The sequence below is a fragment of the Bacillus thuringiensis genome, assembly GCF_001595725.1.
GTDB lineage: Bacteria > Bacillota > Bacilli > Bacillales > Bacillaceae_G > Bacillus_A > Bacillus_A thuringiensis_K.
Map to the genome: position 1 here is coordinate 3,663,297 of NZ_CP014282.1, position 19,862 is coordinate 3,683,158.

Genomic DNA, 19,862 nt, shown 5'->3' on the forward strand with positions numbered 1-19,862 from the left:
AGAGAAGGTACCCCATTACGAGGTACCTCTTCTTATTTTAAAATATTTGCAATATATGTTTGAAGTTCTTCTACTTTTACTTCTTCAGACTCACCTGTAGCACGTACTTTCACTTCTACAATACCTTCGTCTGCTTTTTTACCGACTGTAACACGAACTGGAAGACCGAATAAATCTGCATCTGCAAATTTAACACCTGCACGTTCTGCACGATCGTCTAATAACACTTCATAGCCTTGTTCTTGTAATGAGTTGTAGATATTTTCACCCATTTCACGTTGTGCATCAGATTTCATATTTACTGGAATTACATGCACATGGAACGGTGCTACAGCTTTTGGCCAAACTAAGCCGTTCTCATCGTTAAACTGCTCTGCAATTGCTGCAACTGTACGAGATACACCGATACCGTAACAACCCATAATAAGTGGTTGTGTTTTTCCGTTTTCATCTAGGAATGTTGCGTTCATTGCTTCACTATAACGAGTTCCTAATTTGAATACATGACCAACTTCAATTCCGCGTGCGAAAAGAATTGTTCCGTTTCCATCTGGAGATTGGTCTCCTTCTTGAATGAAGCGTAAATCTGTATATTGATTTACTTTAAAGTCACGTTCTGGATTTACATTTACATAATGGAATCCTTCTTCATTCGCTCCTGAACATCCGTTAACAATTGATGCTACAGCATGATCAGCAATAATTTCGATATCACCTGTTACATTAATCGGTCCTAATGAACCAACTTCACAATTTAATAATGCTTTTACTTCTTCATGAGAAGCAAGCTCAACAACTGAAGCGCCGTATACATTTTTCACTTTCACATCGTTTACTTCGTGATCACCACGAACAAGTACAACTACTAATTTCTCATCTACTTTAAATACCATAGACTTAATGCACTTGTCAGCTGCAATGTTTAAGAATGCAGATACTTCTTCAATTGCTTTTTGGTCTGGTGTTGCTACTTTTTTAAGTGCTTTTTCGGCTTCGTCACTCTTCGTATACGTAGCTACAACAGGAGCCATTTCGATGTTTGCTGCATAATCAGATGTGTCAGAGTATGCAATTGTATCTTCACCAACTTCAGATAATACCATAAATTCATGTGTATCTTTTCCGCCCATTGCTCCAGAATCAGCAATAACTGCACGGAAATTCAAGCCACAGCGAGCAAAAATGTTAGAGTATGCTTTATATAAGCGATCGTATACTTCATCTAAGCTCTCTTGTGTAGCATGGAAAGAGTATGCATCTTTCATTAGAAACTCTCTTCCACGTAATAAGCCGAAACGAGGTCTTTGCTCATCACGGAATTTTGTTTGAATTTGGTATAAGGTTAACGGTAATTTTTTATATGATTTCACTTCATCACGCACAAGGTCCGTAATTACTTCCTCATGTGTCGCTCCTAATGCGAATTCACGAGCGTTACGATCTTTCATACGCATTAATTCAGATCCGTAAGAATACCAGCGACCTGATTCTTGCCATAATTCTGCAGCTTGCATAGCTGGCATTAATAATTCTACAGCTCCTGCGCGCTCCATTTCTTCTCGAACGATACGTTCTACTTTGTGTAATACTTTTAATCCAAATGGTAGAAAGCTATAAATACCAGAAGCATTTTGACGCATAAAACCTGCACGAAGTAATAGCTGATGACTCTTAATTTCAGCATCAGCTGGAACTTCACGTAATGTAGGACTGAATATCATACTTTGTTTCATTTATTTGCACCTCTTCATTTTACTCTTACACGCAGTAAAACCCCTCACCTCGAGTTAGGTGAGGGATTTTATTCTACGAGCTCTATTTCATTATAAGTTTCACTTTATTTTACAAGAAAAACTTACGAATGTCATTCCAAGTTACAACTAACATAAGTAACATTAATAATGCAAAACCAATAAAGTGAACCATTCCTTCTTTTTGGCGGTCAATTGGTTTCCCTCGTAACGCTTCAATTAAGAAGAAGAATAAACGGCCACCATCTAAAGCAGGAACTGGTAATAAATTAAATAAACCAAGATTAATGCTTAGAACTGCAGCTAAACTTAGTACACGCGTAAACCCATAATCTACAACTTGATCTGTTAGATTATAAATTCCTACTGGACCTGACAACTCATTAATAGAAAATTGACCAGTTACTAATTTAACAAGAGATTCAAAAATTAGTTTCGTCCATTGGTACGTTTGTTCAAATCCTGATTTAATAGAACCCATTACTGTTTTCTCTACAGGAGAATAAACACCGATTCTACCAACTTCGTCTTTTCCTTCTTTATCGAGTGTTGGCGTTACTTTCACATTAAACTGTTCATTATCACGCTTTACTTGTAACGTAATTTCTTTATTTGGGTTTTCACGTACAATAGTAACAACATCTTTCCATGTACTTGTGTTTTTCCCATCAATAGCTTGAATTGTATCATTCTCTTTCAATCCAGCTTGCTGTGCTGCACTGTTATCCATCACTTTTCCGACCATTGGTTTGTCAATAGGAACCCCTTGTACAAATCCAAGAATCACAAAAATAACAAATGCTAAAATGAAGTTCATTGCAGGACCCGCAAAGATTGTTAAAGCGCGTTGCCCTAGTTTTTTCGAGCCAAATTGTCTATTATACGGAGCAATTTGAATTTCTTCCCCCGCAGTAATAATACGAGCCTTTTCATTCACTCGGAACGTTTGAAGCTCTTCCTCGTACTCTTCATAGCCCGAAATTGTTAAATTATGCTCCAAATCAGCTTGTTCGACTTCAATAACACGAACATTTGGATACTTTTCATATCCATCAAAAACCAATTTCACAACTTCGTCTTTTTCATTTAATACAAGGCCAACCTTTTTCCCAGGCTTTAACTCAACTGTGTCCGCATCCTCGCCAGCCATTCTTACATAGCCACCAAGGGGCAGTAATCGAATCGTATACACCGTTTCATTCTTTTCAAATGAGAATATTTTCGGACCAAAACCAATCGCAAACTCGCGGCATAAAATACCTGCTCTTTTTGCGAAATATAGATGCCCTAGCTCATGGAAAAATACGAGTGCACCGAAAATTAATATAAAGGCAATCGCTGTATTCAATTCCATAACCACCTTTGCTAAATTTGTTCCATCACAAACCGTCTTGTGGCCGCATCAATTTCCAAAATTTCCTCTAAGCTCGGTCGTGCAATGACATTGTGATGGTTCATTGCTTTTTCAATGAGGTCTTCCACTGTTAAGAAACCAATTCTCTTTTGTAAAAAGGCTTCAACAGCTACTTCATTCGCTGCGTTCATTACAGCTGGCATACTTCCACCTGCTTTTCCAGCTTCATACGCAAAACGTAAACAACGGAATCGTTCTTGGTCCATTTTCTCAAAATGCAACGTCCCTATTTCCCATAAGTTTAACTGTTTTGTGTCTGAAAGAGACAATCTATCAGGATATGTAAGTGCGTATTGAATTGGTACTCGCATATCAGGTGAACCAAGCTGCGCCATTACACTACGATCTTCAAATTCAACCATAGAATGGATAATACTTTCTTTATGTAAAACAACATCGATTTGCTCATAAGGGATACCAAAAAGCCAATGTGCTTCAATTACTTCTAGTCCCTTATTCATCATTGTAGCAGAATCAATTGTAATTTTCGAACCCATTGACCAGTTTGGATGTCGAAGCGCATCTTCTACGGTCACATGATGCAATTCATCCCTCGTTTTATCACGGAAACTTCCACCAGAAGCCGTTATAATAAGACGAGAAATTCTTTTTTCATTTTCACCATTCAAGCATTGAAAAATAGCCGAATGTTCACTATCTACTGGAAGTAACGAAACATTATGTTTTCGTGCTGCTTCCATTACAAGATGTCCTGCAGTTACTAACGTTTCTTTATTTGCAATTCCAATTGTTTTTTTCGCCTCGATCGCACGAAGTGTTGGTAACAACCCTACGCTACCTACAACAGCATTTACTACAATCTCCGCATCTGGATGTAATGCTACTTCTAAAAGTCCTTCACTACCATATACAATTTTTGTATTACCAGAAACAGATTGTAATTTTAAAACATCTTCCTCTCTTTGCACAGAGACGATTTGCGGAGAAAATTCTTGAATTACCTTTACTGCGTAGTCAATATTTTTCCCTACAGAAAAAGCAACGAGACGGAATTGGTCTGGGTGCGAGCGTAATACATCTAAAGTTTGTGTACCAATTGATCCGCTTGCACCTAATAAACTAATGTTTTTCATGACTCCAACCCCTCGTTCATTTATTAATTGTATTGTAATAAGAAGTAGAGAATTGGTAAAACGAATAACCAACTATCTGTTCGGTCTAATATACCACCATGCCCAGGTAAAATTGTACCTGAATCTTTTACGCCATAATGACGTTTAAATGCAGATTGTACCAAATCACCAATTTGTCCAAAAATAGAAATGATAATTGTCAGCACAATTAAAATTACTACATTCGATTCGACTGGGAAGAACACATTGTAAACAAGTGCCACAATAATTCCACAAACGATGCCACCTAATGAACCTTCAATCGTTTTATTTGGACTAATTTCTGGCCACAATTTTCTCTTGCCCAATGCTTTTCCTACGAAATATGCGCCTGAATCAGTAGCCCATATAACAAATAATGCGCAAAATACATATTTAATTCCTAATATTCTCGTTTCATTTAAATATAAGAATCCCATTGCCACATATGTCGTTGCCATCAGTAAAAATGAAGCATTATCAAAAGTAAATGTATTCTTAGAAAGGACTGTATATGATAAAAGTAATAAAACAATCACAAATGTGATTTCCAATTTACCTAATCCAATCCATGTAAACAGTTCTGATGCACTACTTGGAATTAAAAGAATCCACAATAATACTGCAGCTAAAACTGTCGGTACTGAAATAAGCGTAAGCTTATTCATACGAATTAATTCATATAAACCTATAGAAGCAAGTGCATACACTAAAACCGTAAAAGGCACGCCACCGTATATTACGATGGGAATGAATAGCGCGGCAGCAACCACTCCAGTAATAATTCTCTGTTTCACTACCAAACCCTCTCTTTCTACACGCCTCCGAATCTGCGCCCTCTATGTTGAAAGTCAGTAATCGCATTTAGCAAATGTTCTTCTTTGAAGTCTGGCCAATACACGTCTGTAAACCAAAACTCCGAATATGCAATTTGCCACAACATGAAATTACTAATACGTAGCTCTCCGCTTGTTCGGATTAACAACTCTGGATCAGGTAAAGAACTCGTCATTAAGTAGGAGGAAAGCATTTCTTCACTTACCTCTTCAGAACGAATTTTTCCTTCCTCATTATCTTTCATCATATGTTGCACAGCAGAAACGATTTCATCTCGACTCCCATAGTTTAACGCGAAATTAAGAATTAATCCCGTATTCTCTTTCGTATCTTCCATGGCTTTCTCCATCGCTCTGCGTGTATGCGTAGGAAGACGATCTTTTTGCCCTATTACTCGGACTTGTACGTTTTCTTCAATCAATTCTGGTAAAAATGTACCTAGAAATTCTTCTGGAAGCTTCATTAAATAATCAACTTCCTTTTTCGGTCTTTTCCAGTTCTCAGTTGAAAAAGCATAGAGAGTTAACACTTTCACATTAAGTTTACTTGCAAATTTTGTAATTTTCTTTACAACTTGCATACCTTCATGATGTCCCGCAATACGAGGCATTGCTCTCCTCTTTGCCCATCTTCCATTCCCATCCATAATGATGGCAATATGTTCTGGGATATATCCTTTTTTCACTTCTTCAACGAGATGATCAAACGATGTGTCCTTTTTACCTTTAAAAAAAGGAAAGTTTTTAAACATCATTCATACCCTCCAGCAAGCAGACGTATGCCTAAAAGTGTAAAAAGACCCCCTTAAGAAGAGGGTCATATTTGCGAAGTTATCGCTATTACACTTCCATGATTTCTTTTTCTTTGTTTTTTGCGATTTCGTCAACTTTTGCAATATATTTATCTGTTTCTTTTTGGATATCTTCAGTATATCCTCTTAAATCATCTTCTGTAATCTCGCCAGCTTTTTCAAGCTTCTTAAGATCATCATTTCCGTCACGACGTACGTTACGAACAGCAACTTTTGCTTCTTCAGCATATTTTTTCACAACTTTTACAAGATCACGACGACGCTCTTCTGTTAATGCAGGGAATGCAATACGAATTACAGTTCCATCATTAGAAGGGTTTAAGCCTAAATCTGCTTTTAAAATTGCTTTTTCAATATCACCGATAGAAGTTTTATCATAAGGTTGAATTACTAGTAAACGCGCTTCTGGAACTGTAATGTTCGCTAATTGCACAACTGGTGTTGGTGCACCATAGTAATCAACTTGTACCTTATCTAATACAGACGCGTTTGCACGGCCAGCACGAACTGTTGCTAATTCACGAGAATAAGCAGCAACTGCTTTTTCCATTTTTTCATTTGAAGACTTCAATACTTGTTGTCCCATATTTATTTCCCCCTTACCACTGTTCCGATATTTTCGCCTAAAACGGCACGTTTAATATTACCTTTTTCCATAACTGAGAATACAATTAATGGAATATCATTATCCATACATAGAGAAGAAGCTGTAGAATCCATTACACCTAAACCTTCTTTTAATACGTCTAAGTAAGTAAGCGTTTCGTATTTCGTAGCTGTTGGATCAATAGATGGATCCGCATTATATACACCATCCACATTGTTTTTCGCCATTAAAATTACATCTGCTTCAATTTCTGCCGCACGTAATGCTGCTGTTGTATCTGTAGAGAAGTATGGGTTACCTGTACCTGCTGCAAAGATAACAACACGTTTTTTCTCTAAGTGACGAACTGCTTTACGACGAATGTAAGGTTCTGCAACTTGACGCATCTCAATTGAAGTTTGTACACGAGTTTGAATTCCGATATTCTCCAAGCTATCTTGAAGAGCTAATGAATTCATAACTGTCGCTAACATGCCCATGTAATCTGCCCCTGCACGATCCATGCCCATTTCACTTCCAATTTTCCCACGCCAAATGTTACCGCCACCAACAACAACAGCAACCTCTACATCAAGTTCTGCAATTTCTTTTACTTGTTCCGCAACTGACTTAATAACAGTTGGGTTAATTCCAAATCCTTGCTCTCCAGCTAAAGCTTCTCCACTTAGCTTTAAAACGACACGATTATATTTCGGTTTACTCATAATGAACCTCCAATTGCTTACATCTTTATTTTAAAAAAGGGAACACAATGTGTTCCCTAATCTGTATTAGTTACTACCTTTTACTTGGTTCATTACTTCTTCAGCAAAGTTGTCTTCGCGTTTTTCGATACCTTCACCAACAGCGTAGCGAACGAATCCTTTTAATGTTCCGCCTTTAGACTCAACGAACTGACGAACTTTCATATCAGGGTTTTTAACGAATGCTTGGTCAAGTAAGCAAATCTCTTCGAAGAATTTGCCTAAACGACCTTCAACCATTTTCGCAACGATTTTCTCAGGCTTGCCTTCGTTTAATGCTTGTTGTGTTAATACTTGACGCTCATGCTCAACTTCTTCAGCTGTTACAGCATCGCGGTCGATGTATTTAGGGTTAACTGCAGCGATGTGCATTGCAACATCTTTAGCAGCAGCTTCATCAGTAGAACCTTCAAGAACTGTTAATACACCAATACGTCCACCCATGTGTAGGTAAGCGCCGAATGCATCTGCATCAGTTTTTGATACGATTTCGAAACGACGTAGTGTAAGTTTTTCACCAATTTTAGCGATTGCTTCGTTGATGTGCTCTTCAACTTTTTTACCGTTTTCCATTGTTTGAGCCATAGCTTCTTCAACGTTAGCTGGTTTGTTAGTTAATAAGTGAGCAGCTAATTCTTTAATTAGTGTTTGGAAACCTTCGTTTTTCGCAACGAAATCAGTTTCAGAGTTTAATTCTAAGATTAAAGCGTCATTACCGTTTGTTTCGATGAAAGTTAAACCTTCAGCAGCAATACGGTCTGCTTTTTTAGCAGCTTTCGCAATACCTTTTTCACGTAAGAAGTCAATTGCCTTCTCCATGTCGCCGTTAGTTTCTGTTAAAGCTTTTTTGCAGTCCATCATACCTGCGCCAGTTTTTTCACGTAATTCTTTTACCATTTGAGCAGTGATTGCCATACTTTTCATCCTCCTAAAATATGTATTTATACCTTTTATAAAGGTGTTTATACCTTAAAAAAGGTGATAAAAGGCCGAACCCCTTATCACCTTTCCAACTTTGTTACGCAGTAACAGTTTCTTCACCTTGTTTTGCTTCAAGGATCGCGTCTGCCATTTTAGATGTAAGAAGTTTTACAGCACGAATTGCATCATCGTTTGCTGGGATAACGTGATCGATTTCGTCTGGATCACAGTTTGTATCAACGATACCGATGATTGGAATGTGTAATTTGCGTGCTTCAGCAACTGCAATACGCTCTTTACGAGGGTCTACTACGAATAATGCACTTGGAAGACCTTTCATATCTTTAATACCGCCTAAGAATTTCTCAAGACGCTCTAACTCTTTTTTAAGTTGAACAACTTCTTTCTTAGGAAGTACTTCGAAAGTACCATCTTCTTGCATTCTTTCGATGTCTTTAAGACGCTTGATACGCTTTTGGATTGTTTGGAAGTTTGTTAAAGTTCCGCCTAACCAACGTTGGTTAACGAAGTACATACCAGCACGAGTTGCTTCTTCTTTAATAGCTTCTTGTGCTTGTTTTTTAGTACCTACGAATAAGATGTCTCCGCCTTCAGCAGCGATGTCGCGCATCGTTCTGTAAGCTTCCTCAACTTTTTTCACAGTTTTTTGTAAGTCGATGATGTAGATACCGTTACGCTCTGTGAAAATGTAACGCTTCATTTTTGGGTTCCAACGACGAGTTTGATGTCCGAAATGAACACCAGCTTCAAGCAATTGCTTCATAGAAATTACTGACATAATATAGTTCCTCCTAAATGGTTTTTGATATCCTCCGTTTACTTCATCTCTAAGCGAAACTACAAACGTAGCACCAACACTTAAATCAGTAAACGTGTGTACTTTGTACTGACACCACTGCTTACTATATCATACTGAAATATTTCAATCAAGTCGAAAATGCGAACAATGTAAAACTTTCTTTGTTCATACTCGAATTCTAGTATTACCAACCTTCATTTCTTTTAAGCAAAAAAGTAAATACAATTAATAGTTTTCCCAGAAAACACGCTTATGACACTTTTCACAAGCACCATCTATACATTGCACAAAAAAACTCTCCTCAATCGAGGAGAGTTTTTTATAAATTAGTTTGTTTTTAATTTAGCAAGTTCCTGTAGAAACTTGTCGTTTAGCACTTTAATGTATGTTCCTTTCATACCTAAAGAACGAGACTCAATAACACCAGCACTTTCTAATTTACGTAGTGCATTTACGATTACAGAACGAGTAATTCCTACGCGATCAGCAATTTTACTTGCAACAAGTAAACCTTCTGTTCCATTTAATTCTTCGAAGATGTGCTCAATTGCTTCTAACTCACTGTAAGATAATGAGCTGATCGCCATTTGAACAACAGCTTTACTACGTGCTTCCTCTTCAATTTCTTCTGCTTTTTCACGCAAGATTTCCATACCTACAACAGTTGAGCTGTACTCAGCAAGGATTAAATCATCATCTAAGAACTCTTGACCAAGACGAGCTAATACTAATGTACCTAGACGCTCACCGCCACCAACGATTGGTACGATTGTAGTTAAACCTTGACCAAATAATTCTCTGTTTTCTACTGGGAATGCTGTGTAAGCACTGTTCACATCTAAGTTTGAAGATGTTTCTGTAATGTTGAATAAGCTTTGTGTATATTCTTCTGGGAATTGACGTTCTGCAAGCATTTGCTTCATGCGTTCGTTTTCGATTTGTTGGTGAATTGCATAACCTAGTAATTTACCACGACGGCTAACTACGAATACGTTTGCTTCGATTACTTCACACATTGTGTCAGACATTTCTCTAAAGTTTACAGGCTTCCCTGCTGCGCTCTGTAATAACGCATTTAATTTTCTCGTTTTTGCTAATAATTCCATTTCAAAAGTTCCTCCTACATGTTACTCACATATTTTTTCATCACTTGGAAACTAGGGCGAGTCACCTGATGACACTATTACAAAATAAACTGGCTCACATCTTTATTTTTAGCAATTGTTGCTAATTTCTCCTCAACGTATTGAGGTGTTATCGTTATTTTCTCTAACGTAATTTCAGATGCTTCAAACGATAAATCTTCAAGGAGCTTCTCCATAATCGTATGAAGTCTTCTTGCTCCAATATTATCTGTATCCTGATTAACTTGATAAGCAATCTCAGCAATCTTACGAATAGCTTCGTCTGAAAATTCAATTTCTATACCTTCAGTCGCTAATAATGCCATATATTGTTTAATTAACGCATTGTCAGGCTCGATTAATATTTTAACAAAATCGTCTGTCGATAATTTTGTTAATTCTACTCGAATCGGAAATCTCCCTTGCAATTCCGGAATTAAATCCGACGGTTTAGACATATGGAACGCTCCAGCTGCAACGAATAAAATATAATCCGTTTTTACTGATCCGTATTTTGTCGCAACATTCGATCCTTCTACAATTGGCAAAATGTCACGTTGCACACCTTCACGTGATACATCTACGCTATTCGACTGCTTACCAGCAATTTTGTCAATTTCATCAATAAAAATAATCCCGAGCTGTTCAGCACGATAAACAGCCTCTTGTGTAACTTCATCCATATCAATTAAGCGCTGTGCCTCTTCATTTGTCAAGAGTTTTCTTGCTTCTTTTACAGAAAGTTTACGTTTTTTCGTTTTTTTCGGCATAAAACTTCCTAGCGCATCTTGGAAATTCATTCCCATTTGTTCCATGCCAGTTCCTTGTAACATATCAAACATGGAAGACTGTTGTTCAGTCACTTCAATCGATACAATTTCTTCTTCAAGAAGCCCTGCAGCAAGCTTTCTCTCCACATCTTGACGTTTCTTTTCGATTTCAACATCTTCTTGTGTATCAGACGTTTGATTCGAATTTTGAGCGCCTCCAAAAAGCATCTCTAATGGATTTTTAAATCCAGATTGCTTCTCCGGACTCGGCACTAAAATTTCAACAAGACGTTGATTCGCTTGCTCTTCTGCTTTATCTTGAACTTTCACTACCATTTCTTCTTTTACAATACGAACCGATGTTTCCACCAGGTCACGTACCATCGACTCTACATCTCTACCCACATATCCAACTTCTGTGAATTTTGTAGCCTCAACCTTAATAAAAGGTGCTCCAACGAGTTTCGCCATTCGTCGTGCTACCTCTGTTTTCCCAACACCTGTCGGTCCAATCATTAAGATGTTTTTAGGTGCAATTTCGTCACGTAAATTTTCAGCTAATTTACTGCGACGATATCGATTTCTCAACGCTACAGCAACCGCTTTCTTTGCGTCTTTTTGACCGATGATGTATTGATCTAATTTTTCCACAATTTGGCGCGGAGTAAAATGTAAATGCATATAAAATGCCTCCCTTACGATTCTACAATTCTTCAACAATTATGTTGTGATTCGTATAAACACAAATATCGCCAGCAATCTCTAAACTCGCTTTCGCAATTTGCTTCGCTGTTAAGTGTTCACTTGCATATTGCTTTAAAGCACGACCTGCAGAAAGTGCATAATTCCCACCAGATCCAATTGCTAAAATACCATCATCCGGTTCAATCACTTCTCCTGTACCTGAAACAAGGAGCATAGTTGTTTTATCCATGACAATGAGCATCGCTTCTAGCTGACGTAACATTTTATCGCCACGCCATTGTTTTGCCATTTCAACAGCAGCACGTTGCAAGTTGCCATTATACTCTTCTAATTTCCCTTCAAACATTTCAAAAAGAGTAAATGCGTCAGCAACTGATCCTGCGAAACCAGCTAAAACTTTACCTTGGAAAAGCTTACGAACTTTACGAGCTGTATGTTTCATTACAACAGCATTTCCCATCGTCACTTGGCCATCTCCAGCCATTGCACATTCTCCATTATGATGAACTGCAAATATCGTTGTAGCGTGGAAATTTCCCATAGAAAAAACTCCTTTATTTGTTTTTATAGCTTTTAAAGCAATTTATGCCCGCGGGTGATGCTTCATGTAAACAGAACGCAATCTTTCTTTAGAGACATGCGTATAAATTTGTGTCGTCGACAAATTCTCATGGCCTAATAGCTCCTGTACAGTACGTAAATCTGCCCCTTCATCTAGCATATGTGTAGCAAATGTATGCCTTAACATATGGGGACTTATCCGCATTGTCAGTGAAGCCTTTTTAATGATTTCATTTAAAACATAACGAACTCCACGACTTGTTAGCGGTGTACCTTTCGCATTTAAAAATACCATATGAGAGTCTTCGTCAGTCTTATTAACTAACTGTTTTCTCCCATTCTCTATATAAGTAATTAAAGAATCTTGCGCATAGCTTCCAAATGGAATATACCTTTGTTTTTTTCCTTTTCCCATTACTAAAATTGTTCCCACCGCAAAGTCAATATCGGTAAGTTGTAAATTGACACATTCACTCACACGGATCCCAGTCGCATACATCAACTCTAATAAAGCTTGATTCCTTTGACCTAATGGCGTTTCCGTGTCAGAAACTTCGAATAATTCCTCTAACTCTTCAGCATATAAAAACTTTGGGATTGACAATTCTTTTTTGGGGAGTGACGCAAGTGCAAACGGATTATCCTTTCGATAACCTTCACGCATCAAAAAACGATATAAACTTCGTAAGCTTGATACTTTTCTTGCGACAGATTTACGGGCTAACTTTTCATCGTGCAACGTCGTTAAGTACAAACGAACATCCGCGTATGTAACGTCTAAAAAAGAGGATATGCCTTCTCGTTCCATAAATTGCACAAAATGTTCTAAATCATTTTGATAACTTGCAATTGTATATTTTGAATAATTTCTTTCAATTTGTAAATATCCAACGAATAATTGTAACAATTTCTTCACATTCACACAACTCACCTCAATAAAGGCTACTAAATCGTATCACAACTTAGTAGCCTTTGCAAGAAATTTAACTAAATATTTACAAAATTTCGAATCGTTTCTAAAGCGCGTGCTGCGTACGCTTCATTTCGTTCTGCTTTCTTTTTAATCTTCTTCTCTAACGGTGCAAATAGACCGAAGTTCGCATTCATCGGTTGGAAGTTTTTAGCGTTTGTTGCCGTAATGTAATTTGCCATGCTACCCATTGCAGTTACTGGTGGTAATACAACTGGTTCTTCACCTTGCACAAGACGCGCAGCATTAATCCCTGCTAATAATCCTGATGCTGCTGATTCAACATATCCCTCTACTCCAGTCATTTGACCAGCGAAGAATAAATCATCACGTTGTTTATATTGATATGTTGGACGAAGCAAATTGGGTGAATTAATAAACGTATTACGATGCATTACACCATAACGTACAATCTCTGCATTTTCCAATCCCGGAATTAACTGTAGCACTTCTTTTTGTGGTCCCCACTTTAAATGTGTTTGGAAACCTACGATATTGTATAAAGTTCCCGCTGCATCATCTTGACGTAACTGAACAACAGCATATGGCGTTTTCCCTGTTTTTGGATCTTCCAATCCAACAGGTTTCATAGGTCCAAATACTAACGTCTGTCTCCCTCTACTTGCCATAACTTCTACTGGCATACAACCTTCAAAGAAAATTTCTTTTTCAAACTCCTTTAAAGGCACTGTCTCAGCAGCAATCAGAGCCTCATAAAAACGATCAAACTCTTCTTCTGTCATTGGGCAATTTAAATATGCAGCTTCCCCTTTGTCATAGCGCGATTTTAAATATACTTTATTCATGTCAATGCTGTCTTTTTCTACGATTGGGGCTGCAGCATCATAGAAGTAGAAATAATCTTCTCCTGTTAATTCTTTCAATTTTGCAGAAAGATCAGGAGATGTTAATGGACCTGTAGCAATAATTGTCGGTCCCTCTGGAATATCTGTAATTTCTTCATTCATTACAGTTACATTTGGATGGTTCTTTACGTATTCCGTTACTTTAGCTGCGAACTCATGACGGTCTACAGCTAAAGCACCTCCAGCTGGTACAGAGCACTCATCCGCCGCACGAATAATTACAGAATCCATTAAGCGCATTTCCTCTTTAATAACTCCAACTGCATTTGTTAAAGTGTTTGCACGAAGTGAGTTACTACATACTAATTCAGCAAATTTATCTGTGTGATGAGCTGGCGTTTGCCTTACCGGTCTCATTTCATATAATCTAACTTGGACACCACGTTTTGCAATTTGGTAAGCTGCTTCACTTCCTGCAAGACCTGCGCCAATGACGTTTACTACTTGTGTTGTCATTTATATCACCTTTCCTTTTCTTCCCGAAAAAAATGTGAGCAGTTACGCTCACATTTGTTGTTCTTCTTCATAATCGCACGAAATACATTGTACTTGCACGCCTTTTTTCAACTTTTTCTCTACAAGCATGCCTTCGCACTTCGGACACTTACGACCAATTGGCTTATCCCAAGATACAAAGTCGCATTCCGGATACGTACCGCACCCATAGAAAAGACGTTTCTTTTTATTACTACGGCGTTCAATAATTTGACCCTTATCACACTTTGGACAAGTAACACCGATTTCTTTCACAATCGGCTTTGTATTACGACAATCTGGGAAATTCGAGCAAGCCATAAATTTCCCGTATTTACCCATTTTAAAGACCATTGGGTGATTACATAATTCACAATCTTCCCCAGCTGGTTCATCTTTAATTTCCACTTCACGCATTTCTTTTTCCGCTTTTTCTAAACGCGGTTCAAAACCTACGTAGAAATCATCAACAATTTTTACCCAATTCGCATTTCCTTCTTCTACTTCATCAAGGCTTTGCTCCATATTGGCAGTAAATTCAATGTTAATAATTTCTGGGAAAAACTCTAAAATAAGTTCAATTACTATTTCACCAAGTTCAGTCGGAACGAAGCGTTTATTATCTAAGCCTACATACCCACGCTTTTGAATCGTTTCAAGTGTAGGTACATATGTCGACGGTCTTCCAATTCCAAGTTCTTCAAGTGTTCTTACTAGACGAGCCTCTGTATAGCGCGGAGGAGGTTGTGTAAAATGTTGCTTTGGTTCTAAATCCTTTGAAAATACAGTTTCCCCTACTTCTAAAGGCGGCAACATCTTATCCTTTTCTTCAGCACCATCATCTTTTGACTCTACATACACTTTCATAAATCCTGGGAACTTTACAACCGATCCACTTGCACGGAACTGAACATTGTTATTAATGAGTCTCGCTGTCACAGTATCCATTATAGCAGACGCCATTTGACTTGCAACAAATCGCTCCCAAATCAATTTATATAATCGAAGTTGATCACGACCTAAGAAACTTTTTAGTTCCTCTGGCTTTCTCATTACCGAAGTAGGACGAATTGCCTCATGCGCATCTTGTGCATTTGACTTTTTCGTTTCTTTCTTCTTTTCTGTTCCTATGTATTCCGTACCATACGCTTCAGTGATGTAAGTACGAGCCTCTGTTTGAGCTGTTTCTGAGATACGTGTTGAATCAGTTCTCATATACGTAATAAGACCTACAGTTCCTTGTTTTCCAAGATCTATCCCTTCATACAATTGCTGTGCAAGCATCATTGTTTTCTTTGCTCGCATGTTTAACTTACGTGCTGCTTCTTGTTGCAAGGAAGATGTTGTAAACGGTAATGCAGGATTACGTTTTCGCTCTTTGCGCGTTACATTTTCAACTGAAAACGCATTGTCTTTCATCTGTTCAATTATTTCATTCACTTGCGTTTCATTTGTTAATTGAACTTTTTCACCATCTACACCGTAAAAGCTTGCTTCAAATGTGTCTTTTCCTTTTACAAATTCTGTTTTAATTGTCCAGAATTCTTCAGGTTCAAAGTTTTGAATTTCCCTTTCACGCTCGATGATTAAACGAACTGCTACAGATTGTACACGTCCTGCACTTAATCCTTTTTTTACTTTCTTCCATAATAAAGGACTAATATTGTAACCAACAAGACGATCAAGTATACGTCTTGCTTGTTGTGCATCCACTAAATCCATATTAATTGCACGAGGATGTTTAAATGATTCTTTGATTGCATCTTTCGTAATCTCATTAAACACAACCCGACAATCTGATTCAACGTCCACATTTAACGTATTCGCTAAATGCCAAGCAATCGCTTCCCCTTCACGGTCTGGATCGGCCGCGAGATAGACTTTCTTTGCTTTTTTCGCCGCTGATTTTAAATCTTTTAAGACGGGACCTTTACCACGAATGGTAATATACTTCGGGGTGAAGTTGTTCTTTACTTCTATCCCCATTTGACTTTTTGGCAAATCGCGAACATGTCCCATAGACGCGACAACTTTGTATTTTTTCCCTAAATATTTCTCAATGGTCTTCGCCTTAGAAGGCGACTCCACGATTACGAGGTAATCTGACATGCTAGTGCCTCCTTAAGAGGTGGATTCAAGTCTTCATTAATCTTATTGATTTCTCTTGTTTTTGTCAATCAAGAATGAATATACCATACAGTGCCAATCTACCATTTGTCAATAATTGTTTAATAAAAACATAAAAATATAAGGTTAATTTAAAATCTCTTCCAAGATATCTTCTGCATTTCTTACTAGTTTTGCTCCTTGTTGAATAAGATGATTCGTTCCCGATGCCCCCTCTATAAATATAGGTCCAGGAAGCGCAAACACCTCTCTATTTTGCTCTAACGCAAGGTCTGCAGTAATAAGTGTTCCACTTCTCGATTTCGCTTCTACAACTAAAACACCTTTACTTATGCCACTAATAATCCGGTTCCTTTTTGGAAAATACCATTTTTTCGGTGCATAGTGCGGCGGATACTCTGTCAATAACAATATATACTCCTTCCACATTTCATATAAATGTCTATTTTCTTTCGGATACATAAAAGACAATCCGTGCCCTAATACCGCAATAGTCGGGCAATGATGCCTTACTGTAATCTCATGAGACATTGTATCTATCCCTTTTGCAAACCCACTGACAATAAGCCACTCTCTTTCTAATAAAGGGTGTAAAATAAACTTCAAACTCTCATGACCATATAATGATGGTTCTCTCGTTCCAACAACCGCTAATTTATTTACTTTATTCAGGAAATTTTCCTCTCCTTTTCCATATAAAACGAAGGGGGGGTCTTGTATTTCATGTAATAATTGTGGATAATTTTCATCCCATATCGTTATATAAAAAATACGATTTTTCTCTAAATACGATATATATTGCGGAAGACTTGAACTTTGAAGAAATTTTACTAGTTCTGCAGATTTTTTCGAGGATATTCCAGTGTAGTATTCCATTTGTTTTTCGTTAAAATTATATATGTTCTCTAATTCTGGATCGACATATAGTAGCCTCTCCATCGCTTTCCAATAATCTGCTAGCAAGTAATGAAGATGTAATAATCTCTCTCTTTTCATCTTGATTCTCCTTACCCATAATTTTTATTATGTAAACAGAAAAAGTCTAAAAAGACACCCTCAAGTAAGAAGGTGTCTTTCAACAGATTAATAGTTTTTACAAGTCTCAAATAAACCTTTTTCTTTTAAAACAGAGATTAGCGTTTCTCCCATAACTGCTGGAGTTTCAGCTACTTTAATGCCACAAGCTTCCATTGTTTTAATCTTTTCAGCAGCAGTCCCTTTACCGCCAGAAATGATTGCACCAGCATGGCCCATACGTTTGCCAGCAGGCGCTGTTTGACCACCAATGAAGCCTACAACAGGTTTTGTCATATTAGCTTTTACCCATTCAGCTGCCTCTTCTTCTGCTGTACCGCCGATTTCACCAATCATAATTACAGCATGTGTTTCTTCATCTTCATTAAATGCTTTTAAAGCATCAATAAAGTCTGTACCGTTAACAGGGTCTCCGCCGATACCTACAGCAGTAGATTGGCCAATACCTTCTTGTGTTAACTGATGTACAGCTTCATACGTTAATGTACCAGAGCGAGATACGATACCAACATGACCTTTTTTATGAATATATCCTGGCATAATACCAATCTTACATTCATCCGGTGTGATTACACCTGGGCAGTTTGGTCCAAGTAAACGTGTATGTTTACCCGCCATATACCTCTTTACGTTTACCATATCTAATACAGGAATCCCTTCAGTAATACATACTACTAAATCAATTTCTGCATCAACAGCTTCCATAATTGCATCTGCCGCAAAAGCGGGTGGAACGTATACAACTGAAGCGTTTGCGCCTGTTGCTTTCACTGCATCTTCTACTGTATCAAATACTGGTACACCTTCAATATCAGTGCCGCCCTTACCTGGTGTTACACCACCGACAATTTTCGTACCGTATTCAATCATTTGTTTTGTATGGAATAAACCTTGAGAACCTGTAATACCTTGAACAATAACTTTTGTATCTTTATTAACTAATACGCTCATTTTTCTCCCCCGCTTTCTATTAGCCCACTAGTGAAACAATTTTTTGTGCACCGTCTGCCATAGATTCTGCTGCAACAATATTTAAGCCAGACTCATTTAAAATTTTCTTACCTAGTTCTACGTTTGTACCTTCAAGACGTACAACTAAAGGTAACTCAAGACCTACTTGTTTCGTTGCTTCAATAACACCTTCTGCAATAACATCACACTTCATAATGCCACCAAAAATGTTAACGAAGATACCTTTTACATTTTTGTCAGAAAGGATAATTTTGAATGCTTCTGTAACTTTTTCTGCAGTTGCACCGCCACCAACATCTAAGAAGTTAGCTGGGTCACCGTGGTAATGTTTAATGATATCCATTGTAGCCATCGCTAAACCTGCACCATTAACCATACAACCGATATTTCCATCTAAGGGAATGTAGTTTAAGTCGTATTTTGAAGCTTCAATTTCTTTTGAATCCTCTTCATCAAGATCACGAAGCTCTAAAATGTCTTTATGGCGATATAATGCATTAGAATCAAAGTTTAATTTTGCATCTAATGCCATAACTTTACCTTCACCTGTTGTAACAAGTGGGTTAATCTCAGCGATAGAGCAATCTTTTTCGATAAACGCACGATATAAGCCCATCATAAACTTCACAGCTTGTCCTACAAGCTCTTTTGGAATATTGATGTTAAATGCGATTCGGCGCGCTTGGAAACCTTGTAAGCCTACTGCTGGATCAATATATTCTTTAAAGATTTTTTCAGGTGTTTTTTCTGCTACTTCTTCAATTTCTGTTCCGCCTTCTTCAGACGCCATTAAAACAACTTGAGAAGTTGCACGATCTAAAACTAGACCTACATAATATTCTTTTTTAATATCGCAACCTTCTTCGATAAGTAAGCGTTTTACTTCCTTACCTTCAGGACCTGTTTGATGTGTCACAAGTGTAGTTCCTAAAATGCTTTCTGCATATGTACGAACTTCATCTAAATTTTTTGCAACTTTTACTCCGCCAGCTTTGCCGCGTCCACCAGCGTGAATTTGTGCTTTCACTACACATAAATCTGTTCCTAATTCTTTCGCTGCTTCTACAGCTTCTTCTACTGTAAATGCAACCTTCCCGTTCGGAACGCTAACCCCATAGCTTCTAAGGACTGCCTTACCTTGGTACTCATGGATATTCATGGTCCCATCCTCCCCTGTTTTCCTGTTTTACTCGAAAAGTTTTTTAATGTTTAAAAAACATTACATTGCCATTGTATAAGATG

Annotated in this window: 18 protein-coding genes; all 18 read right to left on the bottom strand. The window is 37.7% G+C overall.

The window, feature by feature from the left end; translation table 11 throughout:
* Positions 1 to 32: 32 nt before the first annotated feature.
* On the bottom strand, positions 33 to 1,733 hold the full coding sequence (locus AXW78_RS18090; RefSeq protein ID WP_000814290.1) for a proline--tRNA ligase: 1,701 nt from the start codon (positions 1,731 to 1,733) through the stop codon (positions 33 to 35).
* 109 nt (positions 1,734 to 1,842) lie between these two features.
* The gene (rseP, locus tag AXW78_RS18095; RefSeq protein WP_001090243.1) at positions 1,843 to 3,099 is read right to left on the bottom strand and encodes an RIP metalloprotease RseP; all 1,257 of its coding nucleotides are present in this window, start codon (positions 3,097 to 3,099) and stop codon (positions 1,843 to 1,845) included.
* Positions 3,100 to 3,116: 17 nt separating this feature from the next.
* The gene (gene dxr, locus AXW78_RS18100) at positions 3,117 to 4,259 is read right to left on the bottom strand and encodes a 1-deoxy-D-xylulose-5-phosphate reductoisomerase (protein WP_061884512.1); all 1,143 of its coding nucleotides are present in this window, start codon (positions 4,257 to 4,259) and stop codon (positions 3,117 to 3,119) included.
* 23 nt (positions 4,260 to 4,282) lie between these two features.
* Positions 4,283 to 5,074 carry a phosphatidate cytidylyltransferase gene (gene cdsA / locus AXW78_RS18105; protein ID WP_000813592.1) on the bottom strand — a complete coding sequence of 264 codons (792 nt, stop codon included), beginning with the start codon at positions 5,072 to 5,074 and terminating at the stop codon, positions 4,283 to 4,285.
* Between the two features lie 17 nt (positions 5,075 to 5,091).
* A complete protein-coding gene (gene uppS, locus AXW78_RS18110) occupies positions 5,092 to 5,868 on the bottom strand; it encodes an undecaprenyl pyrophosphate synthase (protein WP_000971296.1) in 777 nt (258 codons plus the stop codon).
* An 85-nt stretch (positions 5,869 to 5,953) separates the two neighbouring features.
* Positions 5,954 to 6,511, bottom strand: coding sequence for a ribosome recycling factor (frr, locus tag AXW78_RS18115; RefSeq protein WP_000531501.1), 558 nt, complete (start codon positions 6,509 to 6,511; stop codon positions 5,954 to 5,956).
* A gap of 2 nt (positions 6,512 to 6,513) precedes the next feature.
* Entirely contained in the window at positions 6,514 to 7,236 is a 723-nt protein-coding gene (gene pyrH / locus AXW78_RS18120) for a UMP kinase (RefSeq protein ID WP_000042668.1), read from the bottom strand.
* Between the two features lie 66 nt (positions 7,237 to 7,302).
* Complete coding sequence (tsf, locus tag AXW78_RS18125) at positions 7,303 to 8,190, bottom strand: translation elongation factor Ts (protein WP_001018578.1); 888 nt, start codon at positions 8,188 to 8,190, stop codon at positions 7,303 to 7,305.
* A gap of 103 nt (positions 8,191 to 8,293) precedes the next feature.
* On the bottom strand, positions 8,294 to 8,995 hold the full coding sequence (gene rpsB / locus AXW78_RS18130) for a 30S ribosomal protein S2 (RefSeq protein WP_000111485.1): 702 nt from the start codon (positions 8,993 to 8,995) through the stop codon (positions 8,294 to 8,296).
* Positions 8,996 to 9,342: 347 nt separating this feature from the next.
* Complete coding sequence (codY, locus tag AXW78_RS18135; protein ID WP_000421290.1) at positions 9,343 to 10,122, bottom strand: GTP-sensing pleiotropic transcriptional regulator CodY; 780 nt, start codon at positions 10,120 to 10,122, stop codon at positions 9,343 to 9,345.
* Positions 10,123 to 10,199: 77 nt separating this feature from the next.
* A complete protein-coding gene (gene hslU / locus AXW78_RS18140) occupies positions 10,200 to 11,591 on the bottom strand; it encodes an ATP-dependent protease ATPase subunit HslU (RefSeq protein ID WP_000550078.1) in 1,392 nt (463 codons plus the stop codon).
* Between the two features lie 22 nt (positions 11,592 to 11,613).
* Complete coding sequence (hslV, locus tag AXW78_RS18145; RefSeq protein ID WP_000526272.1) at positions 11,614 to 12,156, bottom strand: ATP-dependent protease proteolytic subunit HslV; 543 nt, start codon at positions 12,154 to 12,156, stop codon at positions 11,614 to 11,616.
* 42 nt (positions 12,157 to 12,198) lie between these two features.
* Positions 12,199 to 13,098 carry a tyrosine recombinase XerC gene (gene xerC, locus AXW78_RS18150; RefSeq protein WP_001101242.1) on the bottom strand — a complete coding sequence of 300 codons (900 nt, stop codon included), beginning with the start codon at positions 13,096 to 13,098 and terminating at the stop codon, positions 12,199 to 12,201.
* 65 nt (positions 13,099 to 13,163) lie between these two features.
* Positions 13,164 to 14,468 carry an FADH(2)-oxidizing methylenetetrahydrofolate--tRNA-(uracil(54)-C(5))-methyltransferase TrmFO gene (gene trmFO / locus AXW78_RS18155; protein ID WP_000213002.1) on the bottom strand — a complete coding sequence of 435 codons (1,305 nt, stop codon included), beginning with the start codon at positions 14,466 to 14,468 and terminating at the stop codon, positions 13,164 to 13,166.
* A gap of 48 nt (positions 14,469 to 14,516) precedes the next feature.
* Positions 14,517 to 16,595 (bottom strand): type I DNA topoisomerase, encoded by a 2,079-nt coding sequence (gene topA, locus AXW78_RS18160; RefSeq protein ID WP_001286963.1) that lies wholly within the window; start codon positions 16,593 to 16,595, stop codon positions 14,517 to 14,519.
* Positions 16,596 to 16,739: 144 nt separating this feature from the next.
* A complete protein-coding gene (gene dprA, locus AXW78_RS18165) occupies positions 16,740 to 17,609 on the bottom strand; it encodes a DNA-processing protein DprA (protein WP_000818040.1) in 870 nt (289 codons plus the stop codon).
* A gap of 87 nt (positions 17,610 to 17,696) precedes the next feature.
* Positions 17,697 to 18,599: a succinate--CoA ligase subunit alpha gene (gene sucD, locus AXW78_RS18170; RefSeq protein ID WP_000115178.1), complete on the bottom strand. Its 903-nt coding sequence runs from the start codon at positions 18,597 to 18,599 to the stop codon at positions 17,697 to 17,699.
* 19 nt (positions 18,600 to 18,618) lie between these two features.
* Positions 18,619 to 19,779: an ADP-forming succinate--CoA ligase subunit beta gene (sucC, locus tag AXW78_RS18175; protein WP_061884513.1), complete on the bottom strand. Its 1,161-nt coding sequence runs from the start codon at positions 19,777 to 19,779 to the stop codon at positions 18,619 to 18,621.
* Positions 19,780 to 19,862 lie beyond the last annotated feature (83 nt).